Source organism: Pedococcus sp. P3_C7, assembly GCF_056402615.1.
In genome coordinates this window covers 83,057-98,614 of record NZ_JBFUHC010000011.1, presented here as the reverse complement: position 1 = coordinate 98,614, position 15,558 = coordinate 83,057, and the positions used below count along the sequence as shown (strand labels likewise).

Here is a 15,558-nt window from a genome sequence, read left to right as displayed (position 1 = left end):
GACCCAGCCGTTCGAACAGGTGTACGATAGGGGAATGTCGATCAGCCCCGTGGCCGCCCAGCGCGATGAGGTCCAGCGTGACCTCTGGACGCGCACGGCCGAGGTCGCAGGGCGGCTCAACCGGGCGCAGGGCGAGCTGGTCGACCTGGCTGCGGAGGTCATCGACGGCAAGCACTGGGGCGATGGTGGGTTCCGTTCTCCGGAGCACTACCTCGTCGTGCGGGCAGGCCTGTCGCCCTCGCACGCGCGTGACGTCGTGGCAGTCGCGAAGCGCCGGCACGAGCTGACCGCGGCCTCGGAGGCTCTGCGCGAGGGGCGCCTGTCGCTCGACCAGACCGCCGTCGTGGCCCACCACGCGCCGGCGAGCCACCAGCAGTCCGCCGCCGACTTCGCCCAGCACGCCACCGTGCCCCAGCTGCGTCGCGCCCTGAGCCGGCACGCGTTCGCCCCCGCGCCGGTGGCCGAGACCGGGGGGCCCGGTGACGACACCCCGACCGACTCACCCGGACTCGGCCCAGCTGCCGGGCTGCCCGGGCAGGAGGACTCGGAGCGGCGGGCCTGCGCTCGCCCTGACCTGTCGATGCACTACGACGTGGACGGCCGGTTCCAGCTGCGCTACAGCGCACCGGCGCCGATCGGCGCGCTTGTGGAGCAGGCCCTCAAGGAGGCCAAGGACGCGCTGTTCATGGCTGCGTCCAGTGCGAGCGAGGGCGAGGCCACAGGTGCCGACAAGGCCGAGTCTCGCGGCATCGCGGCGACAGACCGACCGACCTACGCGGACGCGCTCGAGGAGCTGGCTCAGCGATCGCTCTCGTCCGTGAACTCGACGGGTCGGGCCAGCCACTACCGGGTCTACCTGCACCTCTCGACCGATGGCGCCTGGGTCAACGGAGGTGGGGCCATCCCGCGGCGACTGCTCGACCGCTTCGTCTCGGACGGCGTGGTCCAGCCTGTATGGGAGACCGAGGGCCGACCCGTCAGCGTGGGACGCGCGATGCGGATCCTGCCGGAGCGGTCTCGTCGACTCATCGAGGACCGCGACCGGGGATGCCGGTTCCCCGGCTGCACGGCCACTCGGTTCGTCGAGGTCCACCACCTCCACGAGTGGGCCGACGGCGGCTCGACCGACGTCGACAACCAGGTCAGCCTCTGCCCGTTCCACCACGACGCGATCGGCCGGGGCGACTTCAGCATCGCGGGTGACCCGACCAGGCTCGACGGCCTGGAGGTCATCAACCGCCACGGCCTGCACGTGCGACCGCCCACCGCCGCCGAGCTCGCGCCACCACTTGGCGGCGACCCACCGTCGAGGTGGCAGGCAGGGCGCGGCGAACCCCCGGCATACCAACCACCCACTGGCGAAGGCGCTCGATGGTCCGACATCGAGATCCTCCCCGACGCTGCGACGCGATGGAGACGGGAGCTTCACCTCGTCAACCCGCGTGACGACATCAACCATGGCGATGACGCCGACGACCCTCCCTTGACGTCAGCTGGTGCGGACGACCAGCGGGACCCCAGCAGCTACGGCACCTGGGACGGCTAGCCCAGCGAGGACACTGCGCCCTAGAGCGAGAGCAGCACGAAGGCTTCGATGGCCTCGGCCTTGCCCTTGAGCTCCAGGGACCCGAGCGGCTCGGTCCGAGCACCCGGCAGCAGGTCACGGGTCGCGGCGCTGACGGCGACGCCTCCGACCGGTGCCTTGCCCTCGAGTCGGGAGGCGGTGTTGACCGCGTCGCCGATGACCGTGTGGGTCCGCCCGCCGCCCGCGCCCAACAGGCTGACCGAGACCTCTCCGGTGTTGACCCCCGCGCGGAAGCGGGGCCAGCCCGGGTGCTCGGCCGCCACGCGGGCGGTGGCTTCCTGCATGTCCAGTGCTGCCGCCGCCGCACGGCGGGCGTGGTCCGGCTGGTCGCCGCGGCGGTTGAAGGTGGCCATGATCGCGTCGCCGATGATCCGGTCGATGTCGCCGCCGTGGGCCCTGACGACCGGCGGGATGGCCACCTCGAAGTAGGTGTTCAGCATTGCCGTGACCTCTTGGGGCTCGTGCGTCTCGGAGAACGTCGTGAACCCCTGGAGGTCGGCGAACAGGATGCTCATGACCCGTCTCCCCGAGGTGGTCTGGTCGAGGTAGAGACCGGCGAACCGCTCCTCGTGCCACTGCCGCTGCGCCCCCCACGCGACGAGGGCGAAGGCGCCCAGCATCAGCACGTGCCACTCCCACCAGCTGAGCCGCCAGTTGGGCGCGAACACCAGCGCCACCATCGCCTCGGCGAGCAGCACGACCGCCGCCGCCACCGCCAGCGGCATCGTCCCCCGACGCCGACGCCACAGTGCCAGGTAGTGCAGCGCGGTCCAGGCGTACAGGCCGATCGAGACCACGGCGAGGGCGACGAGCGGACCCGACGCGCGCTCCGGAGCGGTGTGGGCGTCGAGCGGCGGCAGACTGGCCAGCGACGCGACAGCCCACAGCACCATGACGCCGACCAACGCCACGCGCAGGAGGGTGACCCGCACGATCACCCGGACCCCTGGCGGTCCGTCGAGAGGTGCCGTGGACCAGGCGGCGAACACCGAGGCGATGCCGAGGCCGACGGGCGTGGCCACCATGAAACCGGCGTTGGGGTGCGCCACAAGGACCCCTGGTGTGGCGAGCGCGTGCAGCCCGAGGAAGCCTGCGGCAGCGAGGAAGCTCAGGGACACGAGCAGGACCCGCGCGTCGCCGCGACGCGKGGCGGCGACGCCGGTGCCGTAGGCGACGATGGCGCTGAGCACGCCCGCCCCGAGCACGAGCCAGAAGTGTGACGGGTGGTGTTCCCAGGTCAGGTCGAGCGAGGGACGGCGCCGCAGCAGCACCAACCCACCGAGCGGTGCGCACGCTGCCAGCACCCCCAGCAGGACCGTCGTCCCCGGGGTGGGCGGGCGATCCCGGCCCGGCGTCGCCGTCACGGTCCGGCACCGGGAGGGGCTGCGCCAGCTGCGCCACCGGCGGCAGCGTCGGCGCCGCGCACCTGGGCGAGGTACTGGTGCAGCTGGGACACGACGACCGAGCCCTCGCCGACCGCCGACGCCACCCGCTTGACCGAGCCGTCGCGGACGTCACCCACGGCGAAGAAGCCCGGCAGGGTCGTCTCGTACGGCATGGGCGGGCGTTCCAGCGGCCACCCCACGGACCCCATCGCGTCGGTGCCGCACACCACGAACCCCTTGTTGCGGTGCACGCGCTCCGGCAGCCAGTCCGTGCGGGGCTCCGCGCCGATCATCACGAAGAGCCCGTCGGCCTCGAGGCGCTGCTCATCGCCGGTCGAGCGGTCGCGGACGACGACGTGGTCGAGCCAGCCATCGCCCCCGCCGCCGGACACCTCGCTCCCGGTGTGGACGGTGATCGTCGGGTTCTGCTCGATCTCCCCCACGAGGTACTGCGACATCCCCTCGCCCAGGGAGCCGGACCACACGACGAGGCGCACGTGCGCGGCATACCTGGCGAGGTGGAGCACCGCCTGCCCGGCCGAGTTGCCCCCTCCCAGGACCACCACGCGCAGTCCGGTGAGCCCTTGGGCCTCGGAGACGCTGGCGCCGTAGTAGACCCCCGCACCGCTGAGCGCCTCGAGCGGCTCGATGCCCAGCCTGCGGTAGGACACCCCACTGGCCAGGACCACCGTGCGGGCGTGCACGGCACCGACTCCGCTGATCTCGACGTCGAACCCTCCGGGCGCCTCGCGTACCTGGACCACCTCGCGCGTCAGCAGGAAGTGGGCGCCGAACACCCAGGCCTGCTGGTAGCCGCGCTGGGCCAATTCGGCCCCGCTGAGCCCTCGCGAGAAGCCGAGGTAGTTGCGGATGAGCGAGCTCGAGCCGGCCTGACCGCCCAGCGAGTCGCGCTCGACGACCAGCACCCTGAGCCCCTCGGATGACGCGTAGACCGAGGCGGCTAGGCCTGCCGGGCCGGCGCCGACCACGACGACGTCGAAGTCGCGGTTCTCGCCGTCCAGCGTGGTGCGGATCCCCCAGGCCTCGCACAGCTCGGCGTCGGTCGGGTCGAGCAGCACTGCACCACCGATCGCCGGCATCCACACGACCACGGGTCCGGTGAGGTCCTCCGGATCGCGGACCCCGACCTGGCGCAGCGCCGTGATCGCGCCCGGTGAGCCCCGCTCGAGGTAGGTGTGGGGGATGCCGTTGCGGGTGAGCAGGCTGCGTATGCCGTGCCCCCGGGGGGCGCGCCGTTCGGCGACGACGACGACCTCGCGGTCCGGGGAGATCACTGTGCGGGACCACTCGTGGACGAACTCGCCGATGGTGCGGCTGAAGAGCTCGTCGTGGTCGGACCAGGGCTTGAGCACGTAGTAGTTGATGTCCCCGACCGCCATCGCCCGCAGGATCGCGTCCGCCGTCGGGCGGTCCGACCAGGCGCCCCAGCGCACGAGCAGGGCGCGGCGTGCATCGGGGTGCATGGTCCGGACCCGCCCGAGGAGCTCGGCGCCGGACGTCCCGCCGAGCCACTGGTCAGCGAGGACGGCGACCACCGGTTCACCGCGGTCGCGCGCTGCCTCCAGCTGGACCATCGCCTCCGCCGAGCCCAGCTCGCCACGCACGCGGTACTCGGCCCCGAACCGTCGTTGCAGGTGAGCCTCGATCCGGGACAGCGACTCGGGGTCCGCATCGACGGCAAGCAGGAGGGGACGTGCCATGGCAACTTCCAGCGGTCGGGGCCAGACGTCCCTCCACGCTAGGCGCGCCCCCGCTCCCCGGACTCGTGTCGATGACGTAGAAGCCATCGACGAGTGCGGTCATTCGGTGGTGCGGTCAGACGGTGGTGCGGTCAGACGGTGACCTTGCCGCTCGGGGTGTCGAACGTGACTGCCAGCAGCCCCGGGGTGCCGTGCGGCGCGACGAAAGTGAAGTCGATGACCGAGGAGGTCTGGTCCACGGGGAGGTCGAGCCACTCCCGGACCCGGGCGGGGTCGCCGGCGATCTGCAGGCCGTCGATGGTGACGTGCGTGTGCGCCGCCGTGGAGGGGTGCAGGGACGGGTCGTCCCACTGGATGAAGAAGGGCAGCTGCGGATCGGAGATCAGGCCCTTGACGCCGAGCTGGCGCCAGCGGAGCTCGACCCCGTCGGGGCGGTGCCGGTTGCCGACCACGGCCTCGCGGCCGATGCGCGCCTCATAGGGTGCGAGGTCGTCCACCGCGACGACCCACCCGAGCCAGCCCCCGCCGGCTTCGGAACGGGCGCGGACGGCCTGCCCGAAGGGCGCCTTGTCCGATGCCGGGTGGTCCAGGACTTCGACGATCTCGACGTAACGCTCATGCGCCAGCGGGAGGATCACGTTGCGCGTACCGAACCGCGGGTGGATTCCCCCATCGACCGGGTCGACCCCGATCAGCTTGGCGAGGCGTTCCGCGGTCGCCTGCAGTCCGTCGTGCTCTGCTGCATACGAAACGTGGTCAACTCGCATACCCGACATCGTGACATACGTCAGGGGGTGCTCCTGACACGGGTGTGCTCAGTGGGCTGGGGCGGGGCCGGAGGTGCCGCGCTGCCGCACCGCCTCGTAGATCACGATGGCGGCGGAGGTCGCGACGTTGAGCGAGTTCGCCTTGCCCACCATCGGGATTCGGACCTTGTATGCCGCGTGGTCGAGCACCTCGTCGGTCAGTCCGTACTTCTCGGCACCGACCGCGATGGACACCGGACCGGTGTAGTCGACCTCGGTGTGCAGCACGTCCGTGTCGGGCGTGGTGGCGACGAGGGCGATGCCGTGGGCGTCGAGCCACGCCAGGGTGTCCTCGGTGGAGTCGCTGGCCACCGGGACGCTGAAGACGGTGCCCTTGGAGGCGCGCACGAGGTTGGGGTTGCCCCAGTCGGTCACAGGGTCGGCCGCCACGACGGCCTCCGCCCCGGCAGCGTCGGCCGTACGCAGCATCGCGCCCAGGTTGCCCGGCTTCTCGACCCCCTGGCACAGGACGGTCAGGGCAGCGGGACCCACGACCAGCTCCGCGCACCGGCGCACGACCGACGGCACGACCGCGATGAAGCCGTCAGGCCCCTCGCGGTAGGCCGCCCGCTCGAACGCCGTGCGCGACACCTGGACCGTCTCGACCCCGTCGCGCCGCACCTGGTCGACGACGCGCGTCTGGCTGGTCGGGTCGAGCATCAGCTCGGGGCAGTAGTAGAGGGCCTCGGGCCGCACACCCGCGCCGAGGGCGAGGGTCAGCTCCTCGTACCCCTCGATGAGCGTCTGGCCCGTCTCCTCGCGCGTCCGGCGACGCCGGAGTCCGGTGAGCGACTTCAGGCGTGGGTTCGACGGCGAGGTGATGATCAGGTCAGCCATGGCGGGCCCAGTCTGTCAGTCCGAACACTTGCGCCGCCGATCGTGTCCGTCGCCGATCGTGCAGACTGTCGGCCATGAGCCAGCCCGCGGTCACCGAGCACTTCTCCCTCCGCCAGAAGATCACGATGATGGTCAACCGCTACGAGATCCGGTCGGTGGACGCCGCCGGGGTCGAGGGGCCGGTCATCGCGGTCGCCCAGCAGAAGCGGATGGCGTTCAAGGAGCAGGTCACGTTCTACGCCGACGAGGCACGCACCCAGCCGGTGTTCTCGTTCAAGGCCAGGACCCGGATGGACCTCGGCGCGACCTACGACGTGTTCGACGCCTCAGGTGCCGCGATCGGCTGGTTCCGCAAGGACTTCGGCAAGTCGTTGTTGCGCTCGTCATGGCACCTCGGCACGCCCGACGGCCTCCAGGCGTTCGGGACCGAGCGCAACCAGAACATCGCGATCCTGCGCCGCGTGTGGGACCTCCTGCCGGTCGTCGGCGAGATCCCGCTGCCCTTCATCTTCCACTTCGACTTCACCGCGCCGGACGGCAGCGTCGTCCTGTCCTCGGAGCGCAAGCGCTCGCTGCGTGACCGCTACGACATCCGCATGCCGCAGGCCAGCAACGGCTGGCAGCTCGACTGGCGGGTGGGCCTGGGCATGGCCGTCGCGCTCGACGCACTCCAGGGCCGCTGACGGCTGGGTCGAGGCCCGGCGGCTAGAGCAGGGAGCGCAGGACGGGCACCAGCCCGTCCTGGTCGACGTCGAGGGTGACCTCGTCGGCGATCTCCTTGACCGAGTCGGGGGCGTTGCCCATCGCCACTCCACGGGCGGCCCAGTGCAGCATCTCGATGTCGTTGCGCTGGTCACCGATGGCGACGGTATGCCGCGGCTCGACTTCCAGCCGCCGGCGCAGGAGCTCGAGGGCGGAACCCTTGGAGACCCCTTCGGGGTTGAGATCCAGCCAGGCGCTGAAGCCGACGGCGTAGTTGACGCCGTGCAGGCCGATGCGTTCGGTGAGGGCCAGGAAGTCCTCAGCGGTGCCGCCGGGCGCCCGGAAGGTCACGCGCGTCACGGGTTCGGCGACCAGCTCCTCCCACTCGACGACTCGCAGCTCGCCCTGGAGCTCACCGTCCGGGAACGGTGCGCTCAGCTTGAACCCGACCCCGAGCTCCTCGACCGCGACGACCGCCCCCGGCCACTCGTGGCGCAGCAGGTTGAGCGCCGGGGCGGGGTCGAAGGTGACCGCCTCGATGATGCGGAAACCGTTGTCCTCCAACGGATCCAACTCGATGGTGACCGCGCCGTTGGAGCACACGGCATACCCGCTCACGATCCCGAGCTCGGCGAGGATCGTCGTCGTCGCCACGATGGAACGCCCGGTGGCGACGATGACGTGGTGACCGGCAGCCACCACGGCGTGCACGGCCTCGCGCACGTCGGGTGACAGCTCGCCGGCGTGGTTGATCGTCGTGCCGTCGACGTCGAGGGCGATGAGGTGGGGGACGCTCACCTGCGGGGCATCGGTCATGCGGGCAGCCTACGGAAGGCGGACGTGCTGTGGCCCGAGGTCCGCGATCCGGCGGGCGCCCAGCAACGCCATCGTGCGCCTCACCTCGGTGGCAAGGATCTGCGCGGCGCGCTCGACGCCGTCCTCTCCCCCAGCCATGAGTCCGTAGAGGTAGGCGCGCCCGACGAGCACCGAGCTCGCGCCGAGCGCCATCGCTGCGACGACGTCCGAGCCGGACATGACGCCGGTGTCGACCATGACCTCGGGCCCGTCGCCCAGTGCCTCGCGCACGTCCGGGAGCAGTCGCACGGGCACCGGCGCCTTGTCGAGCTGTCGGCCGCCGTGGTTGGAGAGCACGATCGCGTCGGCACCGGCGTCGAACATCCGGCGGGCGTCGTCGACGGTCTGGATCCCCTTGACGATGAGCGGGCCGTCCCATGTCGACCGCACCCAGCCCAGGTCCTCGATCGTCATCGTGGGGTCGAAGAGCGCGTTCATCATCTCGGCGACGGTGCCGTCCCAGCGGTCCAGGCTGGCGAACCGCAGCGGCTCGGTGGTGAGGAAGTTGACCCACCAGCTCGGGTGCATGGCGCCGTCGAGGACGGTCCGGGCGGACAGGGCCGGCGGGATGTTGAAGCCATTGCGCACGTCGCGCAGCCGCACTCCCGCGACCGGGACGTCGACGGTGAGGATCAGCGCCTCGAACCCGGCGGCCCTCGCCCGGGCCATCAGGTCCTCCGCCGGGCCGTGGTCGCGCCAGACGTACAGCTGGAACCACTTGCGCGCGCCCGGCGACGCCTGCGCCACGCCCTCGACGTCGGTCGTGCCCAGCGTCGACAGGCCGTAGGGGATGCCGAACCGTTCGGCGACGCGGACCACGGCCCGCTCGCCCTCGTGCTGCATCATGCGGGTGAACCCGGTCGGGCCGAAGCCGAACGGCAGCGCCGAGGGCGTGCCCAGGACGGTGGTCGTCGTGTCGATGTCGCCGACGTCGCGCAGCACCGACGGCTGGAAGGTCAGGTCGCGGAACGTCGCCCGCGCCCGCTGCAGGCTGAGCTCTCCCTCGGCGGCGCCGTCGGTGTAGTCGAACACCGAGCGCGGTGTGCGGCGTCTCGCCACCTCGCGCAGGTCCGCGATCGTCAGGGCGGACGCGAGCCGCCGCTTCTTCGCGTTGAGCTCGACCGGCTTGGGCCGCAACAGGGGTTTGAGCTCGGACCACTTGGGCAGCTGGCGATCGCTCACCTCGCCGACGCTACCCGCGAACTGCTAGACCGGCTTGAGGACCTCGAGGCCGAGGAAGGGCTGGAGGGCCTTGGGCACGACCACCGAGCCGTCGGCCTGCTGGTGGTTCTCGAGGATCGCGACCATCCACCGCGTGGTGGCAAGGGTGCCGTTGAGCGTGGCCACGGCCCTGGTGCCCTGGCCGTTCGGGTCGCGCTCCCGGGTGTTGAGCCGGCGGGCCTGGTAGGTCGTGCAGTTCGAGGTGGACGTCAGCTCGCGGTAGCGGCCCTGGGTCGGCACCCACGCCTCGCAGTCGAACTTGCGGGCCGCCGGGCCACCGAGGTCGCCGGCCGCGGTGTCGATGATGCGGTAGGGCACCTCGATCTTGGCGAGCATCTCCTTCTCCCAGCCGAGCAGCCGCTGGTGCTCGGCCGCCGCGTCCTCGACGCGGCAGTAGGTGAACATCTCGACCTTGTGGAACTGGTGGACGCGGATGATCCCGCGGGTGTCCTTGCCGTGCGACCCGGCCTCGCGGCGATAGCAGGCCGACCACCCGGCATACCGCTTGGGGCCGTCGGAGAGGTCGAGGATCTCGTCGGCGTGGTAGCCGGCGAGCGCCACCTCGGACGTCCCCGTGAGGTAGAGGTCGTCCGCCTCGAGCCGGTAGACCTCGTCGCCGTGCTTGTCGATGAAGCCGGCACCGGCCATCACGTCGGCCTTGACCAGCGTGGGCGTGATCATCGGCGTGAAGCCGTGCTCGACGGCTTGGGCGATGCCCATGGTGAGCAGGGCGAGCTCGAGCCTGGCGCCAACCCCCGTGAGGAAGTAGAAGCGCGACCCGCTGACCTTGGCGCCCCGCTCCATGTCGAAGGCGGCGAGCGACTCGCCCAGCGCGAGGTGGTCCTGGGGCTCGAAGTCGAACTCCGGCACGGTCCCGACGGTCTCGAGCACGGTGTAGTCGTCCTCGCCGCCCACCGGCACACCGTCCTCGACGATGTTGCCGACCTGGCGGATCAGCACGTCCAGCTCGGCCTGCGCGGCATCGGCGTCGGTCTGCAGCTGCTTGACCCGCGCCGAGAGCTCCTTGGTCTGGGCGAGCAGCGCCTGCTTGTCGTCCCCCTGCGCCTGCGCGACCTGCTTGCCCATCGTCTTCTGCGTGGCACGCAGCTGCTCGAACTCGGTGAGGGACGACCGGTGGGCCTGCTCGGCAGCGAGGATCGAGTCGACGATCCCCTCGTCCTCACCGCGGGCGCGCTGGCTGGCGCGGACGCGGTCCGGGTCCTCACGCAGGAGCTTGATGTCGATCACCGGGCAAGACTACCGAGCGGCGTGCGACCTCTCGGAGGCGCTGCCCCACCGCACTCCTCGAGGGATCCGACGGGCGAGGCGCCCGCTGGATCGCCCGAGGACCCGGGCGTGAAAGGGGCGCGCGCTGGCCGTTGCAGGTCACAATGCCTGCATGCTCACGCGGCGGCACCTCCTGCTCCTGGCGCCGCTCGGCGCCGCGGCAGCCTGTGGCCGCGAGCGCGCGGAAGGGACACCGTCCCCCACGACCGGTCTCGCGGACGAGACGTCGAACCCGCCGACGCCTTCGACGACCACCGCCATGCCCACCACGCTGCCCACCACCGGCACCGCGTCCGCGACCAGCCGGGTCCCCGCTCCGACGAAGGCATCCGCCCGACCCGCCCCCACGCTGGCGGCACTGCGCGACGAGCTGTCCGCCCTCTCCCGCCGCCATGGCGTCGACCTGGGGGTGGCGGCCACCGAGGCACGGTCGAAGCGGTCCTTCGCCTGGGGCGCCGACACGACCATCGAGACGGCCTCGATCGCGAAGGCCGACATCCTGGCGGCTCTGCTGCTCCAGCTGCAGGACCGTGGCTCCCGCATCTCGGCCCGCCAGCTGGCCGTCGCCTCCCAGATGATCCGGGTCAGCGACCACGAGTCCGCCTGGACGCTGTTCCGCGAGATCGGGCTCGCGGACGGGATGGAGGACGCGAACGAGCGCTTCGGGATGAGGGCGACCCAGTGCTTCGACTACAGCTGGGGCCTGACCCGGACGACCGCCCGCGACCAGCTGCGGTTCGTCGAGGCGGTCAGCGCGGCGGGGACCAAGGCCTCGCCACTCAACGCCCGGTCGGGGGCGGTGCTCCTCGACCTGATGGAGGACGTCATCGCCGAGCAGAAGTGGGGCGTGAGCGCCGCCGCCCACCGGGGCGACAGCGTCAGCCTCAAGAACGGCTGGCTGCCCCGCTCGACGCTCGGCAAGCGGTGGATCGCCAACAGCATCGGACGCATCACCGGCCCGTCGCTGGACCTGCGGCTGGCTGTCCTCAGCCAGAAGGCGACGTCCCTGGCCCAGGGCATCGAGATCGTCGAGCAGGCAGCGACCCTGACCCGCAAGCATCTCGGGGTCTGACGAACCATCTCGGGGTCCGAGCAGACGCCGAATCCCGTTGCCCTCGGGGCCGGCCGGGCGCGATCCTTGCGGGTATGCCGTCCACGCCCACCCTCGCGTCGTTCGCCCTCGCCGCGACCGCGCTCATCCTGCTGCCCGGTCCAGCGATGCTGTTCCTCATCTCCCGGGGGATCGGGCAGGGCAGCCGCCGGCTCGCGGTCGCCTCGATGGCCGGCATCGAGACGGCGACAGCGGTGATGGTGGTGGCCACGGCGTTCGGTCTCTCCGCGGTGATCAGCTCCTCGGTCCTGGCCTTCTCCGTCGTGAAGTACGCCGGCGCGGCATACCTGGTGTGGCTCGCCATCCGCGAGTTCCGCAGCAAGGGGCACTTCTCCCTCGACCGCGCCCCGGTCACCAACTCCCGCCGTGCGTTCGGCGACGCGTTCCTCGTGGGCATCTCGAACCCCAAGACGGCAGTCTTCTTCGTGGCCTTCTTCCCGCAGTTCCTGCACCGTGAGTCCGGCGCGATCTGGTCGCAGGTGCTCGTCCTCGGCGCGATCTTCGTCGTGATCGGGGCCGTCTTCGACAGTGTGTACGCGCTCACCGCCGGCTCGCTGGGCCTGTGGCTGGCCCGCCACCCGCGGGCGGTGGAGCGGCAGAAGTACGTCTCAGGGAGCATCTTCCTGGCGATGGGCGGGGCTGCCGCCCTCACGGGCCACCCCCAGAAGGCCTGACCAGCAGCCGCGTCGCCCCGTGCGCCGCGGCGCGGCAGACCCTCGGGCCCGGGGTATGCCGCGCGGTGGGCTCAGGCGCCGACGTCGACGAGGTGGTGGGCGAGGTCGTGCAGGAAGTACTGCCCCAGGGTGTGCACCGTGAACCCGGACCCGTCGCTGCGCAGGCCGGTCCGCTCCCACGCGTCGTCGGGCACCGCCGCGAACACCGCCGCGACGGCGGAAGCGGCCTGCTGGACCTCACCACTGACCACGGCCGGGTCCTGCTCGCCGTAGCGGTCGGCCACCGCGGTCTCGTCCTGGTCCCAGTTGGCGAACTGCGGCCCCTCCTGCTCCAGCATCAGCTCGACCCTGCCCTTGAAGACCCTGCACACGTCCCTGACGTGGCACGCGTACTCCAGTGGCGACCACACGGTGGGAGCCGGCCGTTCCCGGGCGGAGGCGCGCTCGAGCACGGCGGTCCACGGCGCGGTCGACGCCAGGGTCAACGGTGCGATGTCGGCCCGCGCGACCGATCCCGCGTCGAATCCGCAGTCAGGACAGGGCCTGTCCAGGGTCCAGGTCCAGTCCTTGGTGTCGGGGACGATCTGGTCGTTCGCGGCGGCGTCGAGGTCACCCATGCCGACCACGGTAGCCGCCGACCGCGGCACGCAACCCCCGAGAGGGCGTCACGGGGCTCTGACCTGTGGCGATGGCACGCCGCCCGTGGGGTAGCGTCGGCCCGTGCTTCGCGAACACTCCGGCTGGATCGCCCTCGGGGCGATCGTCCTCGTCATCCTGCTCGCCCTCGGCGTCGCCGGGTGGGCCGGGATGCGCGGGCTCGGTGCCGGCGGAGCCCACCGTGGCCGTCGGTGGGGGCGTCGTCCGCACCGCAACGACTTCCGCCCTGAGGGCTCCGTGCCCGACTCGCCCGTCCGCCGCGCAGCGATCATCGTCAACCCGACCAAGTTCGACGACGTGGCAGCGGTGCGCAGGAAGATCACCGAGCAGTCGGTCAACCACGGCTGGGCCGAGCCGCTGTTCATCCTCACCACGGAACGCGACCCCGGCACGGGACAGGCCCAGCAGGCCCTGGCCAAAGGCGTGGACCTGATCTGTCCCCTCGGCGGTGATGGCACCGTGCGCGCCGTGGCCGAGGCGATGGTCGGGAGCGAGACCCCCATGGGCCTGCTGCCCGGGGGCACAGGCAACCTGCTGGCCCGCAACCTCGATCTGCCCGTCGACGACCTCGGCGACGCACTGCGGATCGCCCTGACCGGCCAGAACAAGCGGGTCGACGTCGGGCGCCTCACGATGGACACCTCCGGCGAGGACGACCGGCCGGCCAGCCACATCTTCCTCGTCATGGCCGGTCTCGGCTTCGACGCCGCGATCATGGCCGATGCCCCGGAGGGGCTCAAGGCCAAGGTGGGCCCCGCGGCATACGTCGTCTCGGGCACCCGCAACCTCCGCGGCCCGCAGTTCAAGGTGCGCGTCAAGGTGGAGGACCAGGAGGAGTTCACCCGGCGGGCCCGCACCGTCGTCATCGGCAACTGCGGCAAGCTGCTGGGCGGACTCGTGCTGATGCCCGAGGCCGAGGTCGACGACGGCCAGCTGGACATGGTCATCCTGTCGCCCAAGGGGGTCGTGGGGTGGGCCGCCGTGGCCGCGCGGCTCGCGTCCAAGAAGCGCAAGGGCCACCAGATCGTCGACCACTACACGAGCCCGTCGGTCCGGGTGCGCAGCGATCGTCCGCAGGAGGTCCAGATCGACGGTGACACGCTCGGCAAGGCTCGCGCGATCGCCGCGGAGGTCGTCCCCGGCGCCCTCGTCGTTCGCGTCGGATCGCTGGACTGATGGCCACCACCACGTCACCAGCCCGCACGTCGCGCACCGCGCGGCTGCTTCGCGGGGCCGCGGCCATGGTGCTGTTCGCGGTGCCGTTCGCCATGCTCGGGTTCGCGGTGCGGCAGAAGTTCGACCCCCTCGTCCACCTGGACAACGCCATCGCCGACCGGGCCACCGACCTCACGCGGTCGGTCGGAGCGGGCAGCGCCCTCATTGCGCTTCAGGCGGTGAGCCAGCCATGGGTCGTGTACATCGTGGCGACGCTGGTCTGCCTGTGGGCCTGGCTCGCCAAGGGGCTGCTCAACCGCGCGCTGTGGGCGTTCGTCACGATGATGATCGGCTGGAACCTGGCCCTGGACGCAAAGCTGCTCGTGCAGCGGACCCGGCCTGTCGTCGACGACCCGATCTCGCACGCCCCGGGATACTCGTTCCCCTCAGGTCACGCCTCGAACGCCGCGATCGTCGCGACCACCCTCGTCTTCTTGCTGTGGCCGCTGCTCTCGCCCGTGGCCAGGCGCGTGGCCACGACCGTCGCTGTGGTCTTCGCCCTGGCCGTGGGTCTGGACCGCATCTTCCTCGGTGTGCACTTCGCCAGCGACGTGCTGGCTGGGTGGATTCTCGGAGTTGGCATTACGTTCTCCTCATGGCTCGGATTCATTGGCAAGACGGCCGCGACCTCCTCACCCGGACCGTCGCACCCGGCGTAGTCCTCTTCGGGGTGCTGGCCGGCCTCGGCCTGCTCATCACCGGACCGCTGTCGGCGATCGACAAGGCCGAGGACCGGACGGCGAGGGCGCTCAGCCGTGACCGGACCGACTTCTGGAACCCGATCAGCTGGGTCTTCTCGAGGCTGGGCAACACCGAGATCGTCATCGGCGTGTGCCTCATCGCGGTCGCCCTCATCTGGTGGCGCACCCGCGAGTGGCGGTGGTCAGTGGTTCCGCTCATCTCGATCTCATTGCAGGCGACGATCTTCCTGTTCCTGACGTTGGCGGTCGGTCGGGCGCGCCCGCCGGCCAACCCCATGGACACCTCGCCGCCCACGACCAGCTATCCCAGCGGTCACACCGGTGCGTCCACCGCGTTGTACTTCTCGCTGCTCCTCATGGCAGCAACCCGTATCGAGCGCCCCTGGCTCCGCCGCCTGTCGATGGCCGTGTGCGCGGTCCTCCCGTTCCTCGTCGGGATGGCCCGGCTCTACCGAGGCGCCCACCACATCTCCGACGTGGTCGCCGGTTTGGTCAACGGGGTCGTCTGCGCGGTGCTCGTCTTCCAGTGGTACCGGCGGGCCCCCCCCCCCCCCCCCCCGTCTGCCGTCGGTCGTCTCAGTGGTGCGTCGTCAACCGTCCGTCGGGTGCCGCGTCGTAGTCACGTTGGCGTCGCGTCAGCCGGTCCGCCACGCGCCGACGGCCGAAGCGGTGATACAGCCACGTCAGCGCGAAGCAGACGGCCACCGCGACGAGCCAGCTCTCCGTCCACCAGAGGCACAGCGCTCCGGCGGTCCAGGCCGCGAGTACGGCGAGGAAATCGACAGTCCTCATGGCGCCCAC

General features: G+C 71.3%; 15 protein-coding genes and 1 pseudogene. 7 read left to right on the top strand and 9 right to left on the bottom strand.

Features of this window, described 5'->3' with window-relative positions:
• The first annotated feature begins 34 nt into the window (after window positions 1-34).
• The gene (locus AC1DS4_RS16505; RefSeq protein WP_477632928.1) at window positions 35-1,546 is read left to right on the top strand and encodes an HNH endonuclease signature motif containing protein; all 1,512 of its coding nucleotides are present in this window, start codon (window positions 35-37) and stop codon (window positions 1,544-1,546) included.
• Window positions 1,547-1,566: 20 nt separating this feature from the next.
• Here AC1DS4_RS16505 and AC1DS4_RS16500 read toward each other — a convergent pair whose 3' ends face one another.
• The 4 genes from AC1DS4_RS16500 to AC1DS4_RS16485 all read right to left on the bottom strand — a co-directional run bounded on the left by AC1DS4_RS16500 (window position 1,567) and on the right by AC1DS4_RS16485 (window position 6,334).
• Entirely contained in the window at window positions 1,567-2,949 is a 1,383-nt protein-coding gene (locus AC1DS4_RS16500; protein WP_477646076.1) for an adenylate/guanylate cyclase domain-containing protein, read from the bottom strand.
• Complete coding sequence (locus AC1DS4_RS16495; RefSeq protein ID WP_477632926.1) at window positions 2,946-4,691, bottom strand: NAD(P)/FAD-dependent oxidoreductase; 1,746 nt, start codon at window positions 4,689-4,691, stop codon at window positions 2,946-2,948. The genes AC1DS4_RS16500 and AC1DS4_RS16495 overlap by 4 nt, the downstream gene beginning before the upstream one ends.
• 131 nt (window positions 4,692-4,822) lie before the next feature.
• Window positions 4,823-5,458, bottom strand: coding sequence for a VOC family protein (locus tag AC1DS4_RS16490; RefSeq protein ID WP_477614329.1), 636 nt, complete (start codon window positions 5,456-5,458; stop codon window positions 4,823-4,825).
• Window positions 5,459-5,506: 48 nt separating this feature from the next.
• Window positions 5,507-6,334 (bottom strand): TrmH family RNA methyltransferase, encoded by an 828-nt coding sequence (locus AC1DS4_RS16485; protein ID WP_477632925.1) that lies wholly within the window; start codon window positions 6,332-6,334, stop codon window positions 5,507-5,509.
• A 74-nt stretch (window positions 6,335-6,408) separates the two neighbouring features.
• Here AC1DS4_RS16485 and AC1DS4_RS16480 point away from each other — a divergent pair, with 74 nt between their 5' ends.
• On the top strand, window positions 6,409-7,017 hold the full coding sequence (locus AC1DS4_RS16480) for an LURP-one-related family protein (protein WP_477624857.1): 609 nt from the start codon (window positions 6,409-6,411) through the stop codon (window positions 7,015-7,017).
• Window positions 7,018-7,039: 22 nt separating this feature from the next.
• Here the strand turns inward: AC1DS4_RS16480 and AC1DS4_RS16475 are convergent, their stop codons facing one another.
• Genes AC1DS4_RS16475 through serS form a run of 3 tightly spaced genes read right to left on the bottom strand, consistent with a single transcriptional unit; the run spans window position 7,040 to window position 10,360 of the window.
• Complete coding sequence (locus tag AC1DS4_RS16475) at window positions 7,040-7,852, bottom strand: HAD family hydrolase (protein ID WP_477632924.1); 813 nt, start codon at window positions 7,850-7,852, stop codon at window positions 7,040-7,042.
• A gap of 9 nt (window positions 7,853-7,861) precedes the next feature.
• The gene (locus tag AC1DS4_RS16470) at window positions 7,862-9,073 is read right to left on the bottom strand and encodes an alpha-hydroxy acid oxidase (RefSeq protein ID WP_477632923.1); all 1,212 of its coding nucleotides are present in this window, start codon (window positions 9,071-9,073) and stop codon (window positions 7,862-7,864) included.
• A gap of 24 nt (window positions 9,074-9,097) precedes the next feature.
• Complete coding sequence (serS, locus tag AC1DS4_RS16465) at window positions 9,098-10,360, bottom strand: serine--tRNA ligase (RefSeq protein WP_477632922.1); 1,263 nt, start codon at window positions 10,358-10,360, stop codon at window positions 9,098-9,100.
• A 151-nt stretch (window positions 10,361-10,511) separates the two neighbouring features.
• Here serS and AC1DS4_RS16460 point away from each other — a divergent pair, with 151 nt between their 5' ends.
• Together AC1DS4_RS16460 and AC1DS4_RS16455 are read left to right on the top strand one after the other, a co-directional pair.
• On the top strand, window positions 10,512-11,471 hold the full coding sequence (locus AC1DS4_RS16460; protein ID WP_477632921.1) for a serine hydrolase: 960 nt from the start codon (window positions 10,512-10,514) through the stop codon (window positions 11,469-11,471).
• A gap of 74 nt (window positions 11,472-11,545) precedes the next feature.
• Complete coding sequence (locus AC1DS4_RS16455) at window positions 11,546-12,184, top strand: LysE family translocator (protein WP_477632920.1); 639 nt, start codon at window positions 11,546-11,548, stop codon at window positions 12,182-12,184.
• 71 nt (window positions 12,185-12,255) lie between these two features.
• On the opposite strand, the gene AC1DS4_RS16450 is transcribed toward AC1DS4_RS16455, so the two are convergent.
• Entirely contained in the window at window positions 12,256-12,801 is a 546-nt protein-coding gene (locus tag AC1DS4_RS16450) for a DinB family protein (protein ID WP_477614321.1), read from the bottom strand.
• A gap of 103 nt (window positions 12,802-12,904) precedes the next feature.
• On the opposite strand from AC1DS4_RS16450, the gene AC1DS4_RS16445 reads away from it, so the two are divergent.
• The 3 genes and pseudogenes from AC1DS4_RS16445 to AC1DS4_RS16435 form a co-directional block, all read left to right on the top strand.
• Complete coding sequence (locus AC1DS4_RS16445; protein WP_477614320.1) at window positions 12,905-14,017, top strand: diacylglycerol/lipid kinase family protein; 1,113 nt, start codon at window positions 12,905-12,907, stop codon at window positions 14,015-14,017.
• Window positions 14,017-14,715, top strand: a complete 699-nt coding sequence (locus AC1DS4_RS16440) for a phosphatase PAP2 family protein (protein WP_477614319.1) — start codon at window positions 14,017-14,019, stop codon at window positions 14,713-14,715. Before AC1DS4_RS16445 ends, AC1DS4_RS16440 begins: the two co-directional genes overlap by 1 nt.
• Window positions 14,652-15,284 (top strand): annotated as a pseudogene (locus AC1DS4_RS16435) (phosphatase PAP2 family protein); the annotation flags it as partial. The gene AC1DS4_RS16440 and the pseudogene AC1DS4_RS16435, both read left to right, overlap by 64 nt.
• 49 nt (window positions 15,285-15,333) lie before the next feature.
• Here AC1DS4_RS16435 and AC1DS4_RS16430 read toward each other — a convergent pair.
• Window positions 15,334-15,549, bottom strand: a complete 216-nt coding sequence (locus AC1DS4_RS16430) for a hypothetical protein (protein WP_477632918.1) — start codon at window positions 15,547-15,549, stop codon at window positions 15,334-15,336.
• Window positions 15,550-15,558 lie beyond the last annotated feature (9 nt).